This is a genomic window from Bacteroidia bacterium (assembly GCA_020852255.1).
In the GTDB taxonomy this organism is placed as follows: domain Bacteria; phylum Bacteroidota; class Bacteroidia; order JADZBD01; family JADZBD01; genus JADZBD01.
Genome location: JADZBD010000005.1, coordinates 26,218 through 43,960 on the forward strand (window position 1 = coordinate 26,218; position 17,743 = coordinate 43,960).

11 protein-coding genes are annotated in these 17,743 nt (G+C 46.5%); 8 read left to right on the plus strand and 3 right to left on the minus strand.

What is annotated here, in order from left to right; all coding sequences use genetic code 11:
• Positions 1–3 precede the first annotated feature (3 nt).
• The 6 genes from IT233_04360 to IT233_04385 all read left to right on the plus strand — a co-directional run bounded on the left by IT233_04360 (position 4) and on the right by IT233_04385 (position 10,674).
• On the plus strand, positions 4–1,164 hold the full coding sequence (locus IT233_04360; GenBank protein MCC7301856.1) for a hypothetical protein: 1,161 nt from the start codon (positions 4–6) through the stop codon (positions 1,162–1,164).
• A gap of 145 nt (positions 1,165–1,309) precedes the next feature.
• A complete protein-coding gene (locus tag IT233_04365; GenBank protein MCC7301857.1) occupies positions 1,310–2,470 on the plus strand; it encodes a hypothetical protein in 1,161 nt (386 codons plus the stop codon).
• Positions 2,451–3,971, plus strand: a complete 1,521-nt coding sequence (locus IT233_04370; GenBank protein MCC7301858.1) for an AMP-binding protein — start codon at positions 2,451–2,453, stop codon at positions 3,969–3,971. The genes IT233_04365 and IT233_04370 overlap by 20 nt, the downstream gene beginning before the upstream one ends.
• A gap of 45 nt (positions 3,972–4,016) precedes the next feature.
• On the plus strand, positions 4,017–5,516 hold the full coding sequence (locus IT233_04375; protein ID MCC7301859.1) for a tetratricopeptide repeat protein: 1,500 nt from the start codon (positions 4,017–4,019) through the stop codon (positions 5,514–5,516).
• Between the two features lie 116 nt (positions 5,517–5,632).
• Positions 5,633–10,282: a 2-oxoacid:acceptor oxidoreductase family protein gene (locus IT233_04380; GenBank protein MCC7301860.1), complete on the plus strand. Its 4,650-nt coding sequence runs from the start codon at positions 5,633–5,635 to the stop codon at positions 10,280–10,282.
• A complete protein-coding gene (locus tag IT233_04385) occupies positions 10,279–10,674 on the plus strand; it encodes a hypothetical protein (protein MCC7301861.1) in 396 nt (131 codons plus the stop codon). Before IT233_04380 ends, IT233_04385 begins: the two co-directional genes overlap by 4 nt.
• Before the next feature lie 75 nt (positions 10,675–10,749).
• Here the strand turns inward: IT233_04385 and IT233_04390 are convergent, their stop codons facing one another.
• Complete coding sequence (locus IT233_04390; protein ID MCC7301862.1) at positions 10,750–12,249, minus strand: tetratricopeptide repeat protein; 1,500 nt, start codon at positions 12,247–12,249, stop codon at positions 10,750–10,752.
• Positions 12,250–12,441: 192 nt separating this feature from the next.
• On the opposite strand from IT233_04390, the gene IT233_04395 reads away from it, so the two are divergent.
• Together IT233_04395 and IT233_04400 are read left to right on the plus strand one after the other, a co-directional pair.
• The gene (locus tag IT233_04395; protein MCC7301863.1) at positions 12,442–14,505 is read left to right on the plus strand and encodes a T9SS type A sorting domain-containing protein; all 2,064 of its coding nucleotides are present in this window, start codon (positions 12,442–12,444) and stop codon (positions 14,503–14,505) included.
• A gap of 265 nt (positions 14,506–14,770) precedes the next feature.
• Positions 14,771–15,898, plus strand: a complete 1,128-nt coding sequence (locus IT233_04400; protein ID MCC7301864.1) for a Fic family protein — start codon at positions 14,771–14,773, stop codon at positions 15,896–15,898.
• Between the two features lie 45 nt (positions 15,899–15,943).
• On the opposite strand, the gene IT233_04405 is transcribed toward IT233_04400, so the two are convergent.
• Together IT233_04405 and IT233_04410 are read right to left on the minus strand one after the other, a co-directional pair.
• Positions 15,944–16,876: a T9SS type A sorting domain-containing protein gene (locus tag IT233_04405; protein MCC7301865.1), complete on the minus strand. Its 933-nt coding sequence runs from the start codon at positions 16,874–16,876 to the stop codon at positions 15,944–15,946.
• Positions 16,877–16,918: 42 nt separating this feature from the next.
• Positions 16,919–17,620 (minus strand): T9SS type A sorting domain-containing protein, encoded by a 702-nt coding sequence (locus IT233_04410; protein MCC7301866.1) that lies wholly within the window; start codon positions 17,618–17,620, stop codon positions 16,919–16,921.
• Positions 17,621–17,743: the final 123 nt, after the last annotated feature.

The window sequence follows — 17,743 nt, forward strand, 5'->3', positions numbered from 1 at the left end:
CGCATGTTCCGATTCCTGTTCCTCATCTTAGCTCCACTTCTTTGCATAGGTGCTGTTCTTTTATTTTTTCAACCACTTCTTGCCACGTGGATCTTTCATGAAACGGCATCCCAGGGTTTGCTCTCATACGGCCGGTTGATTACTGATCTGAGAGATCCGGCCACCGATCAGTTATTCTTTGACCGGGATCCGGATAAGGTGTACGTGCTCGGCTCGTCGGAGCTAAGCGGAACATGGCCGGGAGCATCTCACAATTTTTTCAATAACCGGTATGGCATTTCCGTTCTGGCAGTTGGAAATGAAGGCAATCAGTCCCTTTCTGTTTTTACACAGTTGTTGTCGCGGTACGATCAGCTGAAGGGCAAAAAAATTCTGATTCTGCTCTCTCCGACCTGGTTTGAGTCAAAACCAGCTTTCGGAACCAGTGCTGAGGTGTTTCTCCGGTATAATCCCGGCAGGCAGCTACGGAAAATACTAAATACACCCCCTGGCCGTTTCAGGGAATACCTCGCCTATCGGGTAGCAGAACTGATGGACGAAATCAATGCCCCTTCACAAGAGCTTCGTCTCCTGAACCTGGAATACCTGTCGGGCCGCAGCCCTGCACATCGCTTTTTTATTTACCCCTTAATTAAAGCAGAAAATTTAATTCACATACCACCGGATTACGCTTTCCACGAACTTCCAGTGCAGCCGATGCCGCGGGACAATGAAATTCCCGACTGGGATTCGATTGTCTCTGATGCGGGTAACCGGGCCACGCGGCTCGGTGCCGGTAATTTGTATGGAATGGATCAAGAACTGTTCCTCCGGCATTACCAAAACAGGAGAGGAAATATTCAACCGGTTCCGGAAGGTGACAATACAGAGTTAGGTGATCTGAAAATGCTCCTGGAGTTAATAGAAGAAGGAGAAGCGCATGCATCCCTCGTGCTGCTTCCTCTGCACAGCCTGTATTTTAAAAACCCCGACGCTCTCACGCCGGTACTCACCCGAATCCGGGAAGAAATCCTAAAGAAAAATTTTCCCTTACTTGACCTTTACACAGAACAGCCGGAGCAGTTTGACAAGCGGATGTTGTCCGACGCCATGCATCCCAGCGAATACGGCTGGTTGCTGGTGAACAGATTTCTTTACGAGACTTATTGTCAAAAACAACAATGAATCGAAAACTTATTTATCTATTCCTGAGAAATCTGGCGATCGGCACCTTACTCATGCTGGTCCTGTTCTGGCTATATCATCCCCGAAATACACATCCGTATAACCAGCCGTCCTCCAGCATTCAATTTGTTTACCAACAATTCTGATGCTTCCCTTCTCCTCGGCCGATTTTTTCATTTGGATGGCCGCAATGGTGCTTTTGGTTCAACTCACAGGTCGGTTGCTCCCAAAGGAAGGATACATGTATCTGATCGCTGGTTGCAATCTTTTATTCGTCGTCCTTTTCTTTCCCGATCCTCTCCTCCTTTCCGGATTCATTGCCTATACTTACCTGATTCTGCACTTCATTATTCCCATGCTAAATTTCCGGCTCAGGATTTGGGGAATTCTTATTCTTCTTGTACCGATGATCCTGGTAAAACTTGACATTAGATTTCATGTATACCCCTTTGAACTGAATCGTGTACTCTCCTTTGCAGGCTTATCTTACGCTTCCTTTCGCGTGGTGGGATATTACATGGATCAGAAACCGGGGGACCCGGCAGCCCACCCTGTTTCGTGGCTCAATTTTTTATGTTTTACACCCACTCTTCTGATTGGACCAATCGACAGGTACCGGAATTATTTCCGGAATGAAGCGGAAGGGAAAAGTGCCCTGTCGTGGGAAAACCTGGAAAAAGGAATGGAAAGGCTGCTCATAGGTGTTTTCTTTAAATTCATTTGTGCTGAGCTGATTTCACGATACTGGCTAAATGCTTTCCCATCTGAAAGCAGGCAGATCAGCCATCTCGTAAGCGGCATGAGTGCCTACTATCTGTACCTCTTTTTTGATTTCGCCGGATATTCCTGGATGGCACTTGGAACAGGGAAAATGCTGGGAATGACAGTTCCCGTGAATTTTACAAATCCTTTTCTGAGTCTGAACCCTCCTGATTTCTGGAGGCGCTTTCATGTCAGTTTGGGCGAATGGCTCAAAGATTACTTTTTCAGTCCTCTCTATTACTTTCTCACCAAAAAAGAACGACTTAGACCCTTCCCTCTTTTGAGGCAGAACACAGCGATTTTTCTCACTTTCCTGTTGATGGGAGCATGGAACGGGTTTTCGCTGCATTTTATTCTCAGCGGGGCGCTCTTCGGTTTGTATTCTGTTATTCATAACATCTACCTCCATCGGTGCCGGAAAAAAGGAAAAGATGTATTGTTCGGTAACCTGCCTCCTGCTGGTGTCAGAATTCTGAGCAGAATTATAATGTTTGTAGCCGTAAGCTTTTCTCTTTATATCTTTAGTGGAAAATTCCCCTGGTAAGATGCATTATGATTTTGAAGCCCGGCAGTTTATGGATGCCGGAACAGCATCCGGTAAGTGCGCCATCGCCGGCACAGACGGGGATATTAATTGGCAGGAACTGGCGGATGCAGTGCACAAATTATCTGACCGGCTCCTCACAGTATGCCATTCGCCTGAGGATATTGTGCTGATATACGGACATAAGGAAAAGTACTATCCGGTTGCAATTCTTGCCTGTATTCATTCCGGCATTACTTACGTACCTCTGGATAAAATCTATCCCGAGAGCCGGCTTCAAAGCGTGTTGAATCAAACGAAGGCCTGTGCTGTGATAAACTGCACCACCGAACAGGTTCCCGGAGTATTCAGCCATATCGCCTCGATAGGTCCTGATCACCCGACTGAACCAACAGCTGCCGTCCGCCATGATCCGGCAGGAGACCCTGTTCAGTATATCATGTTCACATCGGGAACCACCGGCGAACCGAAAGGGGTAATGATCCGAAGGAGTTCAGCGCTGTTATTCATCCGGTGGGCACTCCGGGATTTTGGTTTCATGGCCAGTGATGTTTTTATGAACCAGGCACCTTTTACTTTTGATGTTTCACTCTGTGATTTGTTTTGCTCCCTGGCGCTTGGCAGCACGCTGGTGCTGAACAGTGCTTCACAGATGAAAGAACAGGACGCTTTCATTGAAAGGATCCGTAAATATGGTTGCTCCGTTTGGACGTCCACACCCTCCTTTGTGTATCTTTTTCTGCGTCATCCGTCATTTAATGCCGAACACCTGCCACGAATGAGATCCATGCTTTTCATAGGCGAGGAACTACCCACGCGCACCTGTGCCGGACTGTTCAGTTCCTTCCCGGAAATGCACCTTGCAAATGCATACGGACCCACTGAAGCAACTATTGTAACCACGCATATTTTTATAACCGAAGCAATGATCCGTTCCTCTCCGAATGTACCAATCGGAAGAGCCATGCCTGGTGCACAACTGCTCATTCAGAAAACCGGCGAGGACCCGGCTGAGGGAGAATTGCTGATTTGCGGGAATCACGTATCTGCAGGGTATCTGGGCAAACCGGAACTTTCCGGAGAGAAGTTTCCGGTTCTCTCAGGGAGCAGGTGCTATATAACCGGCGATATGGTGCGAAAAGAAGATGACATCTACTACTTCCTCGGAAGAAATGACAATCAGGTTAAGCTCAATGGTTATCGGATCGAACTGGATGAAATCAGTACCGTACTGGCGAACCATCCCCGTGTTATCGATGCAGTAGCCGTTCCTCTTAAACAAGGGAATAATGTGCGGAAGATTATAGCCTTCATCATTCCCGAAGATGTTAACGATGCTGCTGGACTGCAGGCAGAGCTCCGGGAAAAACTCCAGCATAAGCTTCCGTATTATATGATCCCCTCAGACCTGGTTTTCATCTGCAAATTTCCGTACAACACGAGTCATAAGCTGGATAAAAAGCTCCTGATCGAACGGTTTATTAACGGGGAATTCAACTAACAGGAAAACCCCGCTCCTGAAATAGTGCTATCTTAGTAAGCTCTCATGAACAAGAAACTCTTTCTGATTCTTGCAATTGTTCCATCGCTCGTTTTTGCAGGAACCATCCCGCCTGCTAAACAGCGCATCCTGGATTCGCTGAAACTTGTGCTCCAAAAAGCCGCACAGGACACCCAACGTGTAAATGCACTGAATAAAATGGGCATGGAAATGAAATCTTTCCAGCCCGACTCAGCCATCGTTTTTATTCAGCAGGCACTGGCACTGGCACTGAAAATCGGGTATCCCAACGGCCAGGTTGCCGCCTTGAATCAACTGGGTATTATCTATAAAAATAAAGCCGAACACCAGAAAGCCGCCGCCTTTCTCAACGAAGGCATCCGGCTGGCCGACTCGGCCGGACTCTCGGAGCTGAGCGCTAAAATGAGCGTGAACCTCGGAAATATCTACCAGCGGCTGGGTGATTACCAGAAGGCCCTTGATCTCTTTTTCACTTCACTGAAATTCTTCGAAACAAAAGGAAATGCGAAAATATACGGGGGCATCCTCAGTAATATCGGCGTTGTTTACTCCCTGATGGAAGAGCATGATCGCTCGATGGAGTATTACAGAAAAGCCCTCAGGGCAAGAGACTCTGTGAATGACCGCATGGGCATCTGCAACGACCTTGGGAACATGGCCATCACCTACTCCAAACTCTGGAACCTGAAAAAAAACGATGCCTACCGCGACAGCGCACAGGTGCTCTACGAAAAAGTAATCCGTATGGGCCGTGAACTGGGAGACCTTCAGAGTGTAGCGCATATGCTGAATAACATGGCGGAAATTTTTATCGAGAATGGACGCCGGGGCAATTCTGCTTCACTGCTGAAAGCGGAAACCCACCTGCTGGAAGCCCTTCTTCTGAACGAACAGATCGGCGACCGCAGCGGAATCGCCGTAAATTACAACTCGCTGGCACAGGTATACGAACTCAAGGGCGACCGGAAAAAAAATGAAGAATACCGCAAGAAAGCCTATCACCTGACGGTAGAACTGGGCGAAATTGAACTGTCGAGAGAGATGGCCTATGGTTTGTATCAGATGTATAGTCAACAGCATCAGTACCAGGAGGCGTTGGAATTTCACCTGCTCTATACACAGTGGAAAGATTCGATACTGAACGAAAAGAACCAGGAGTCCATCCGGAAACTGGAAACCGAATATGAAACGGAGAAAAAGCAACGCGAGATTGAACTGCTCACCAAGCAGAATGAAGTGGACCGCCTCTCCCTTCAGCAAAGCAGGTACTTTGTTTGGGGATTGTCCATTGCCGGAATTCTGGTACTCGCCCTGCTGGTGCTTTACATTAACCGTTTTATTTCCAAAAAGAAAACTACGTTGATTCTTGCCCGTCAGAACGCTGAAATCCAGGAACAGAAAGCGATCATTGAAGAAAAGAACAAAGACATATTGGACAGCATTCACTATGCCCGTAAGATCCAAAGATCTCAGCTCCCCTCTGAAAAGTATATCGAACGATCCCTGAGAGGGCTAAATCACTGAGGGCCAGACCCTGATTAAAGTCATTTTTCACCCCTTTGGGACTCTCTACCTTTTAAGTCTCAAAATCCGGCGCGGACCGGGGTATATATCTGTTGCCGCGCCGCCAATCTTTTTTTATGAAAAGCAGCCACAAGAAGGTGAAATATCCGGGCAAACGGGTAACCACAAACGGCAACGGACTGGTTTCAGCCACGGAACAACTGATAGCCGATGCCGGTGTATTTTATCCTATTACTCCGTCTACAGAAATGGGCGAGTTGTTTCAGAATGCTTATGCGAAGGGACAGCTCAACGCCTGGGGTAAACCGCTGGTGGCAGTTGAAACAGAAGGAGAACATGCGGCACAGGGCGGAGCGATCGCCATGTCGGTTACAGGAAAACGAACCGTTAATTTTACTTCCGGGCAGGGAGTGGTATACGGCATGGAACAGTATTTTCATGCCCCCGGTAAATTAAGCACAATGGTGATTGAGGTTGGTGCCAGAGCACTCACCAAGCATGCACTGAATGTGCATTGCGGGCACGATGATTTATACGCGGCTCTCGACACCGGATGGCTTGTAACTTTCGGAAAAGATGCGCAGCAGGCAGCCGACCAGGCCATCATTCTCCGCAGGGTAACTGAACTTTCGCTCAACCCCGGCATTAATGCCCAGGACGGATTTCTGACCACCCACCTCGAGCGCACGTTCTCGAAACCGGAAGCCGCACTTATCCGTGAATTTCTCGGCGATCCGGAAGACATGATTGACACTCCCACCGAAGCACAAAAAATACTTTTCGGCCCGAAACGCCGCCGGATTCCTGCGGGGATAGACCTGAAAAATCCCCTGCTGCTTGGTCCGGTTCAGAATCAGGAACATTACATGAACGGAGTGGCGGCCAGACGAAATAATTTCTCGGAGCAGATCCTTCCTTTCTTTGAAAAAGCTTACAGTGATTTCGCTGCACTCACCGGAAGATCCTACGGACTGATCTCTTCCTACAACTGCGAAAAAGCGGAAACAGTTTTTGTGGCCCTGGGAAGCGCAGCAGAGAATATTGAAGCAGCCGTTGATTACCTGCGCCAGACACGGAAGGTGGAAGTGGGCGTTATTCACGTGAACGTGATACGGCCCTTCCCGGAAAAAGCCATTGCCGAAGCACTGAAAGGAAAAAAGAGAGTGATCATCCTGGAACGGACAGACGAACCGCTTTCCGGCGACAACCCCCTCACCAGTGATATCCGCAATACACTTGCAAAATCTGTCGCCAACCACCGGAGCAAAGCGTATCCTCACCTGCCGGCAATCAACCCGGAATCAGAAATGCCCGAACTATTCTCCGGTTCCTACGGACTGGGGTCAAGGGATTTCCGTCCGGAGGGTATTATCGGTGCATTTGATTTCGCCGAAGGAAGAACAGCAAGAACCGACGGAAAAAAAGCCGCTGATGGCGCACGCTTCTTTTTCATTGGTATTGATCACCCCTACGCCGTCATTTCGCCGGAAAACCCTTCCTGCCTGCCCAAAGACTCCATTGCCGTACGCTTTCACTCCATCGGAGGATGGGGAATGATCACTACAGGAAAAAACCTTGGTGAAGCGCTGGGAGAATTTTCCAATTACATTTCTGAACGCGACGGACTGAAGGATGAAGACGGCAGTCTGAAAGAAGTGATTCACATCAGTGCCAATCCAAAATATGGATCGGAGAAAAAAGGCGCGCCGACCAATTACTTCCTGGTAGCGGCCCCGGAGCGCGTGCGCGTAAACTGCGACCTTCAGCACGTACGTACCGTTCTTTGCTGCGATCCGAAAATATTCCTGCACACCAACCCGCTGGAAGGACTGGAAGAAGGTGGAGCATTCGTGTGGGAATCGGCAGAACCCTCCGCCGATAAAGCCTGGGAACGCATCCCCAAAAAATACAGGGAAGAGATCATCAGGAAAAAGATAAAACTCTATGCCCTTGACGGCTTCGCCATCGCCAGGGAGAATACAGACCGTGAGGACCTTCAGACCCGGATGCAGGGAAACTCCTTCCTTGGGGCCTTCTTCAGAGTATCGCCCTTCCTTGTTACATTCAACATTCCGGAAGCGGAATTCCAGAGCATCATACGCCGTCAGTACGAAAAAAAATTCGGTCGTTTCGGAGAAGCAGTAGTTGAGTCGAATATGAAAGTGATGCAGGCAGGATTCGACCGCGTGAAAGAAATTCCATACGGCAAGCTGGACGCACCGGATACCTCCCGGTTCATGGGAAACATTCTTTCCTGTAGCCTGAACCTGACCGATTCCCTGGATTGTACCGACAAGGTTCCCATGTTCCGCCGATCCACCTTTGATTCAGAATTCCGGAGCGGTCTGGGTTACCATCAGCCCTCGAGTCCACTGGCTTCCGTAGGCCTTGTGGCGGCCGCCACCGGAGGCACGAACAGCAAATATGTTTCCAGGAGGCAAATTCCGCGGTGGATACCGGAGAATTGCACACAGTGCATGGAGTGCATTGTGGTTTGCCCGGATACGGCTTTGCCCAATACCGCACAGGACATCTCATCCGTACTGAATACGGCCATACGTCATTACATTTCCAATACACCGGACCGTGAAAAGGCGCTATCGCTGGTTACTGCCACCACAGAATCGCTTCGCAAGGAGATGATGACATTTGCCACTGCAAAGGAGCAGGCCGGGGCACCGGATTTTGCTGCGCTCACGATGAAACATTTCCGCGCCGCAGGCGGAGAAACACTTCCGGGCGGCACGCTGAAACAGCTGGAGTCGGTACTGCAGATCATGCCGGTAGCCTATCTCAACACCCGCGGTATTTTCAGCGGCAGAGAGAAAAAAGAGTCAGGCGCCGGCGGTTTGTTCTCCATCGTGGTCCGTGACCTATGCAAAGGCTGCGCAGCCTGCGTAGAAGCCTGCGGGGAGCACGATGCGCTGAAGATGGTGGATGAAAACGAACAGCACCATGCCGATAATGAATCGGCCTGGGAATTTCTTCAGCTGCTCAGCGATACGCCTAAAAAATACCTCGGCATTTTTGATCCGGACAGTGCGGAAGATTCAAAAGCCGCGGCGCTGAAGTTTCATCTCATGATACAATCGAAGTACAACGCCTTCCTTTCCGGTGACGGCGCTTGTGCCGGCTGCGGGGAAAAATCGGTACTGAGATCGGTGACCACCCTCACAGAAACCCTGATGAGGCCGGTGTTTCATAAGAAAGCAGAGCGACTGACAGCACTTGCCGCGCGGCTTGAAAAAGAAGGAGAGAAAAAGCTTGCAGAATGGAAAAAATCCGACGAAAAGAGTTATCTCATTTTCCGGCGCACTGTTTTGCAGGTACTGATGGGATTCGGGGCCGAGGACACGAAAGAAACAGAAAAAAGAATTGCAGCGGAATTTAAGGGTTCAGATGCCGAGCTGATCCGGGCCCTTTGTACGGTTCTGAAAACAGATGCGCACAATCATTCCGGGCTTCGCGCCATAGAAGGCTTTGCACCCAACGGAATGGCTGCCATGGCCATGACCGCACACACCGGATGCAATACCGTATTCGGAAGCACCCCACCCAACAATCCGCACCCCTACCCCTGGATGAATTCCCTTTTCCAGGACGGCGCCACCATTGGCTGGCTCGTGGGAGAAAGCTTTATCCGGGATCATTCACAGCGCTCTGTTCTGCCGGAACGCTTCGGAAATTTTATTCTGCAGGGCGTTTCCTTTTCGGAGTCCGATTATTTCCGCTGCACGCATTTTTCAGACACCTATATGACCGATCGGGAGATCATGGAACTGCCAAAAGTATGGGTGATCGGCGGCGACGGAGGAATGGGCGACATCGGTTTTCAGAATGTTTCAAAGGTGGTACTGCAGAACCGCCCGAACGTAAAGCTGCTCCTTCTCGATACACAGGTCTACTCTAATACCGGCGGTCAAAATTCAGATTCATCCTTTATGGCAGGAGGCTTTGACATGAACCAGGCGGGTCCGGCCACCGAGGGGAAGCTCACGGAGAAAAAATGGATCGCGGAATCGTTCCTCGGAGGTCACGGATCGCCCTTTGTTGCGTCCGTTTCACTTGCCAACAGCGGTGCCCTTTACAAAGCGCTGATAGATGGGATATGTTACAGAGGAACTGCTTTTTACCAGGCGTATACAACCTGTCAGCCGGAGCACGGGGTTCCGGATCACGCCAGCCAGGATCAGGCGGTACGCGCACGCGACAGCCGCGGTATTCCTGAATTTGTTTTTGACCCGACACGGGGAGAGTCCTTTCCGGAATGCCTGAACATAAAAGGCAATCCGAATTATTCGAACGACTGGTACACGGCCTCAGCGCCTGTAACGAAAAAAGGCTATACCTACACGGTGGCGCACTGGGCCTTTACAGAGGCACGTTTCCGCCTCCATCACCGGCCGGCCAGGCAGGATGAACTGGAAGGTAAAATCCGGCTGGAGGATATGCTGAAACTGATTACACAGGACGACGTAGTACACCGTCGTTTCCTGGATCCCTCGCACCGCTCCTTCATACCTGATTTCGGGGTTTACACACTGGAATACAGAGAAGACGGAAGCACCCGCGGCCAACTGCTCTCACGCCAGATGGTGTTATTCTGTGTAGAGCGAAGAAAATCATGGCGCTTACTTCAGAGCAGGGCAGGCATAGAAAACAAAGATTACACGGAGCAAAAGGAATTGTTGCGCAGGATGGACTCAGGCGAACTGAGCCGTCAGGAGTTCCTGCAGCCCAAAACAGAAAAAAACACTATTTCATGAGCGATCTCAACGCCTACTGGCTGCTTCAACGGGCCACTACCCATCTGGATAACGCCAATTCGGAACTCAACCGGCCTTCCCAGGACATTGTCGCATTCTCCGTGTGTCAGCAGAGCAAAGGAATTATTGCAGATTTCATGCGCTCATTTCTATTGCTTCATGGAAAACACGTAATCAATGTGAGTGATCTGGAAAGTCTGCGGCAGCAATGCGGGCAGATTGATCCCCGTTTTACGAAACTGGATCTGGGCTGCATGAGTTGTCATCCTGCACGAGCAGAAGGAGACAGCAAATATTGCTTAGACATAGAGCGTGTAAAGAGCTGTGCAAACATTGCAGACCAGGTAAAGGATCTGGTGGATGATTCCTTCCGGAAAAAGGAGAACCGGTAACAGCTCCCCTGAGAACATTCACTATTGGCCGGAACAGTAACCTGACAGCCGAAAACTTACCCTTTGCTGATTGCTTTAACGATCACGCAATTTATTTATCGACTTATTAATATAGGAATCGGTGGGAAGTAAGCTTCGCTGTATTCTGCGTGCGTAATGAATACTGTCCAATATCTCCTTTTGCTTTTCTTCCACAAGATTCTTTTGCCTCTCCACCTCCCCTTTCTGAGCCGCAATAACATTTCTTTGCCTCCTTGTTGTCCTCAAGGTACGGTATATAAAAAAGCTAAAGCCTCCAAGGAATAGGGCAATTCCAATCACCCCAATAAGTATGTTCCGGCTTCTCTTTATGTCCTGCTCTACCATAAAATCTTTTCTCAGCTGGTCCTCCTTCGCCTGTTCCATTTGCCTTTCAAACTCAAATCTCTCCTGTTGCCTTATCGTCATACGCTGACTTTCCCGATTCGATATACTATCCTGATACAGAGATTGCAACTTAAAAAAGCTCAGCGACTGCTTCATATCTCCCGCTTCTTCATAGATGGCACTAAGGAGTAATGCACCCGTTCGCATATCCTCCAGCAATTCATGCTCACATGCCAGGCGGTAAGAAGCCTCTGCATAATATTTTGCACTGTCGAGGCTTGAACGGTTCCCCTGCTTATGGTACAGGATGAGAAACAGCTCGCCTATATTTTTCGCTACCACAATTTCTCCCTGATAAACTGAACCCGCACGGTCAAGAACAAGAGCGCGGTGATAGAGAAGAATGGCGTCTGCTTCTTTACCCTGCTTCGAGTATATCGAGGCCAGGTTATTCAGAGACTGGGCTATGCCAGGATGAAATTTCAGGCGCTCATTCATTTCCAAAGAAGCTTTGAAACAATGCAGTGCCGAATCCGGACGACCGATATTACTCCATGCCAATCCGATATTATTCAGCGAATAGGCCATTCCCAGGGTGTCGCCGCTATTCCGGCGCAGCTGGAACGCCCTTTGATGGAGCTTCAGCGCATCCTGATAAAGTTTCTGGAGTTCATAAATATGAGCGATGTTATTCATTGAATAACCCATGCCTTCACTATCACCTGCCTTTTCCTGTAACTTCAGTGCATTGGAATAATACTCCAGTGCTTTAACGTATTGACCCATTCCGTCAAACAAGTATCCAAGATTAACAAAAACCATTGCCAGGCCCATTGTATCCTTTGCGAGAATACAGTTTTGCTGTGCCATTGAAAAGTACTTCAGCGCATCTCTGTTCTTCCCAGAAAAAGTGAGAGACAAACCCACGTTACAATAAGCCCGTCCTCTGAGCTGAAAGACCACTTTTGAATTCGGGCAGTTTTCCAGAATTAATCCCGCCTTTTGGCAATAATGCAGAAGAGAATCATGACTGATTCCGTACAGGAGTTCCCCCAGTTCAATATACAAGCGTGCCCGAGCGGTGTCGGTCACTTCCTGCGTAATGCGCAGTTTCAGCGAATCTGCCTGTTCAGTTTGAGCGAAGACGTTGGGAGAACCTATTGAACTGAGTCCGAACAGCAGGGATAGAAACGACTTTCTCACTTTCATAAAGCAAAGGAAGCAATAAATCGCAAAGTTGATACTCTCCCCTTTTGCGGAAATCACTACACAACATCCCTTTTCAGTTAATTCAGATAATTTGCAAAAATTTGCTAATTTTAAACGGTTGAACAATCAGAAAACTTACAGCATGCCGGTTGGTAATATATTCCATGAAATTCATAAAGTTTTAAACGTATTATGACCCTTCGTTTGTTCCTACTGTTCCTTTTTTCCTATGCCGTATCCTGCGCACAAACTTATTATGTAGCACCGGGAGGTAGTATGAGCCTTTCCACAAGTATCGTGACTCCGGGTGATATTACCTTTGCCTTTGCCAATGCCCCTTCCTCCTCCACTGTTTATATGAAGGCAGGAAATTATGGAGCGGTGAATCTGGTTGTCGGGAACGACAGCACCACTTTTATCGGTTATACCCAAACACCCGGCGATCTGGATGCATCAGACATGCCGGATTCATTACCCAATTACCTCACAGGAAATTATGCACTTACATTTCCCACGATAGATAAAAATGATAAGGCCAACGGAGGGGTTGCGATTACGGCTTATCAAAATAAAGTGCATATCAGTGGCATTTATATCAGGAACTATTACATGGCGATCAGTCAGGCCGGTCTCTACGCCCATTTCGAAAATATCATCATGGACGGCTTTGGCGACAACAGTTTATCCTATTCCGGATTCGGCTTAACCTGTTTTGGAAGTAATAATCTGGTAGAAGAATGCTTTTTATTGAACGCTGCGGCAGAAGGATTCACCATAAAAGGCAACAACAATATTGTCAGGCATTCCCAATGCTATGCCAACGACAATACCGGGTATGCCTCCACCGACTATTACTTTATACTTACTTTTAACTCCGGCTACGGCATTGGCCGCGACAATTTAATTGAAGATTGTTTTGCCGAACGGGTAGGAAATTTGAATCATGGCGGACATGGTTTTTGTACCGTTGGGTTTTACATACATCAGGCATGCAGTCCCGGATATTGCTACGATCCGGGGTATCGCTACGATTCTGTGATCTATAATACAACGCGGAATTGTTCCACAAGAAATATCAGAGAAGTGGTACTGCTTCGGGGCACTAATACCTGTTACAATCAGTTCATCAATGTGCGCGGCCTCGGGGGCGGTGCACTAACGCCCACCTGGGGCTGCAAGTACAACGACTTTATTAATTGTGTAGTGAATAATTCCGATGCAGGAGTTCATTATGCTGCCTCCACCTTTGGTGACACCACTGACCAAAATGTATCCTACAATGCCCAAAACGCATATCCCTGGGAATTAAACGTATGTGCAGAAGGAAATCGCTTTTTCAACTGCTTATTCAATCAGGTGAGATATGGCATCATACATAACAGTTATTCGGAACAAATTAATTTACAGGATTCCACTTTTATGGACAGAACTCGAAGAAAAATCGTGAAGAGCAATCAATATGTGAATTGCACCTTTATTGCTATGGACACTTCGGTTATCAGCGCCATGTTTTATGCTATGCGCGGTGATACGCTCAACCGAATGATCAATTGTGCTATATATGGTTTCGACAACTTTGAAACACGTTATTTCTCCTACTCCACCACGCCCATCGTTCTGAATTATCACGGAATCGTTCCTACCAAATACATATACGACCACTGTAACTTTTACAACAATTCCTTCAACGGGCAGGTTATATCAAACGGTTATATTCCCCCTCAGCCTTACGGGTACGTTCCCGGAATAAATAATTCTTTGGCAGGAACATTTATTGATTGCAATACGCTTGATCCCGGTTTTATAAATCCGGCCACGCAGAATTTTCATTTAAGTCCGATCCCGTTTTCCGGAACTATTGATAAAGGAAGAAGCAATACAGATATGCAGAATATGGGATACGGATTTCTCAATTTTGATCTCGACAGTTTAACCCGCCCCTGCAGTACCTGGTATGATATAGGAGCCTACGAATACTTTTGTAATATGGGAGAAACGGAGTTATCAGGTTCAACCAATGATATTTTGATTTATCCTAATCCATGCAGCGGGAAATTCCAGCTTCTGAACACCTCATCACCTCAGGTAAAAATTACCCTGTTCACGTCTGACGGGCGACAGGTCATGCATACCATTTATTTTAAAGGCGGAACGGTATTCCTGGCGGATATTCCCAACGGAATTTACTTCTGCAGGATAGTTGAAGCAGATGGAGGCACGATCTTTAAGCCTCTGTTAGTCCAAGGATCGAATTAATTAACCCTGAAATACCTTTATCAGGTATTCGGTTACTTTCCGATACAGAATTGAAGTTAAATCTAATTGGCTGATCATTAAGTCCTTACTGGCTATTCTTTCTATTTGGGCTACAAAAAGGCTACAAAACTATAGCTGAATTCCCGCCTCAAGTCGCTTACTCCATCGAACCGTATGTCCATTATTTACAAGAAAATGGACACAAGAAGTAGGGGCTACCAGAAAATGAACATATATTTGCAATGCGTCCAATAAATAGAAATAAATGAACATAAAAAAAAGCCCCCGATATGACAGGACTGTTCCATATAATCTATTGCCTTTACTTCCGCCCCCAGTGAATGTAATAGACAACGAAGTGCTTTTAAAATGGGGGGTCGCTAGCCGTGGTCTTGCTGAGCTAAACAAAAACATACTAAGGCTTCCCAACCCAAGCATGCTCGTAAATACTATTAGCATTCAGGAGGCAAAAAGTTCTTCGGAAATTGAAAATATTTTCACTACGGAGGATGAACTCTACAAAGCAATCTCTGACTCCGTAAAAGAAGCAGCTGCTAATCCAAATACTAAAGAAGTGTTAAGATATAGAGAGGCTTTATGGAAAGGGTATCGCGATATGCGAGCAAAAGGAAAAATAAATCTAAGCTCTATAATCGCAATATACCAACAAGTAAAAAATACTAAGGAAGTTCTAAGATCACCTCAATCGCAAGTAGTAATAAAAAGAGGAAACAGCGAATTAAGACCCGGAGAAATCATTTACACTCCTCCAAGAGGAAAAGGCGTCATTGAAAAAAAAATGAAGAACCTTATTCAATATCTGACTGATAGTAAAAATGACAAAACGGACCCCTTGCTTAAAATGGCTATAGCCCATTACCAATTCGAAGCCATTCATCCATTTAGTGATGGAAATGGAAGAACCGGAAGAATATTAAATTTACTTTACCTCGTGAATCAGGAATTAATATCCCATCCTGTTTTGTATCTAAGTAAATACATCATTGAGAATAAAGACGAGTATTATCATCACCTTGGAGCCGTTACGCAAAGAAACTCATGGAAAGGCTGGATCATTTATATGCTTACCGCAGTGGAACAAACGTCCAGATATACAAATCGGTTAATAGATGAGATCATAAATCAGATGCAGTCAACATTGGACTACGGCAAGAAAGAATTAAAATGGTATAACAAAGAAATAAATGAAGCCTTGTTTACCCAACCCTATATAAAGCCTAAGGTGATAGGCAACATATTAGGAAGAACAAGCAGGACAACACTAACTAAATATATGTCTGAATTGACGAGATTGAAGATCCTTACGGCTAAAGAAGATGGCAAAGAAGTATTTTACATTAACCATGATTTAATAAGGATTCTCGAAGATTAAAGAAAAATGAAATCTCTTTCACAAATACTTATTCTCGTGTCAATTTTATTGGACTAAAATAAGTCGCTTTGAAATTACTCCCTTATCCGAGTGAACTTTGAGCAAATACAACCCGTCCGGCTGTCCAGAAAGATCAAGCTCATAATCTGAAGCTCCAACATCCGTTTTACCGAAGATTAATCTTCCCTGCATATCAAAGACCTCCATCGATTCTATGTCAATGGATGAGTAGCAATTGAATACTCCAACTGAGGGATTGGGATAAACATCGATAAAGCCCACAGAGGTTTCTTCCTCCACTCCTGACCACCCACAATCCGTAACCACAACGTCATCGATAAACAAATAGCTTAGCGGATCAGTGGAGTAAATACACGAAGTGTCCGTACCTATGTCATCCCTGAAATTCCCAATAACTATAAAACATTCACCGCCGCTAGCAATAAACGTGTCAGAGATTAATACCCAATTTGTGGTGTCAGAGATACAATTTCCAAGCGTGTTTTCTATCTGCGGAACATATGGCAAGTTCAACCAACCAGTAGCCTGCACCGTATCCGTGGCAAAAAATGCCCCAATAGCATCTATTCCATATCCAGAATAACTATCCGCAAACGAAATATAAAACTGAACGCAATACAACTTCCCGGCAATCAGGGAATCTAAAAGTTGAACTTCCAGGTACTCTCTGTAACTACCTCCCCCATGAACCCCAATTCCGGCGTACCCCATGCCCGTATTGGGATTTTGATACCCCAATCCATTTGCTGGAACGGTACAGCAACTATTTGTAAAACATTGATGGAAATTATCGGGAGTGCCGTCAGTTGGTTTGAACCAAGGAGTACAATTTAATACATTAACCGTAGCAGAACAGTTGCTGACGCTTTCAAAACCCGGATTTGGCACAAAATTAGACTGCGCCGTTGAGACAAACCCTAACAGAAAAAGACAAACAAACAGATGGATACGTATCATGAAAAGGGTATTCTCGTATGTTAAATATGTAAAACATTATCCCTACTCTGCAATCACAACCTTTTCTTTCCAGATGATTTCCCCCGAGGCGATTATCCTGTACATGTAAATCCCAGGATTCAACCCCTCCAGATTAAGCTTGTGAAGATTAGTGTTTTTCTTCAGGATCGCTGACAACACTTTCTGTCCTGCAACATTCACAATTTCAAAAGTGGTTTCATAAGGAATACTTGAATTAAACTCCAGTGTAATTTCACCCTGCGCAGGATTTGGAAATACACTCACGTTAAAATCATTTGTGCTTTCATCTAGTCCAGACCAGCCACAGTCAATAACCGAAACGTCGTCGATGTAGAAATATGTTGCAGGAGGCCAAGAGGCTATAAAGCATGAAGTATCAGTACCGACATCATTGCTAAAATTACCTATTGTAATATATCGCTCCCCTCCGGCCGCTACAAAACTTCCTGAAATCAGGACCCAATTAGAAGTGTCACCGATACAGCTTCCTTGTAAATGCGAGACTTGTGGTAAATATGGCAGATTATTAAAACCTGTGGTGAGAATTGTGTCGTTTGAAAAATAAGCCCCAATCAGATCAATCCCATGTCCTGAAATGTTCGCGGTCGACACATAAAACTGCACACAGTAAACCTTGCCAGCAATTAGTGTATCAAGCAATGAGGTTTCAATATACTCCCTTGAATCATTTCCACCATGGACGATGATCCCCGCGTAGCCCATTCCTGATCTAGGGTACTGGTAACCGAAACCATTACTGGGTACAGTGCAACAAGAGTTAGTAAAACATTGATGAAAATTATCGGGAGTCCCGTCAGTTGCTTTGATCCAAGGAGGACAGTTAAG

Excerpts from the sequence above, each read along its gene's own strand:
- IT233_04360 (MCC7301856.1), top strand. The coding sequence starts at position 4 with ATGTTCCGATTCCTGTTCCTCATCTTAGCTCCACTTCTTTGCATAGGT.
- IT233_04365 (MCC7301857.1), top strand. The coding sequence starts at position 1,310 with ATGCTTCCCTTCTCCTCGGCCGATTTTTTCATTTGGATGGCCGCAATG.
- IT233_04375 (MCC7301859.1), top strand. The coding sequence starts at position 4,017 with ATGAACAAGAAACTCTTTCTGATTCTTGCAATTGTTCCATCGCTCGTT.
- IT233_04380 (MCC7301860.1), top strand. The coding sequence starts at position 5,633 with ATGAAAAGCAGCCACAAGAAGGTGAAATATCCGGGCAAACGGGTAACC.
- IT233_04385 (MCC7301861.1), top strand. The coding sequence starts at position 10,279 with ATGAGCGATCTCAACGCCTACTGGCTGCTTCAACGGGCCACTACCCAT.
- IT233_04390 (MCC7301862.1), bottom strand. The coding sequence starts at position 12,249 with ATGAAAGTGAGAAAGTCGTTTCTATCCCTGCTGTTCGGACTCAGTTCA.
- IT233_04395 (MCC7301863.1), top strand. The coding sequence starts at position 12,442 with ATGACCCTTCGTTTGTTCCTACTGTTCCTTTTTTCCTATGCCGTATCC.
- IT233_04400 (MCC7301864.1), top strand. The coding sequence starts at position 14,771 with ATGAACATAAAAAAAAGCCCCCGATATGACAGGACTGTTCCATATAAT.
- IT233_04405 (MCC7301865.1), bottom strand. The coding sequence starts at position 16,876 with ATGATACGTATCCATCTGTTTGTTTGTCTTTTTCTGTTAGGGTTTGTC.
- IT233_04410 (MCC7301866.1), bottom strand. The coding sequence starts at position 17,620 with ATGGGCTACGCGGGGATCATCGTCCATGGTGGAAATGATTCAAGGGAG.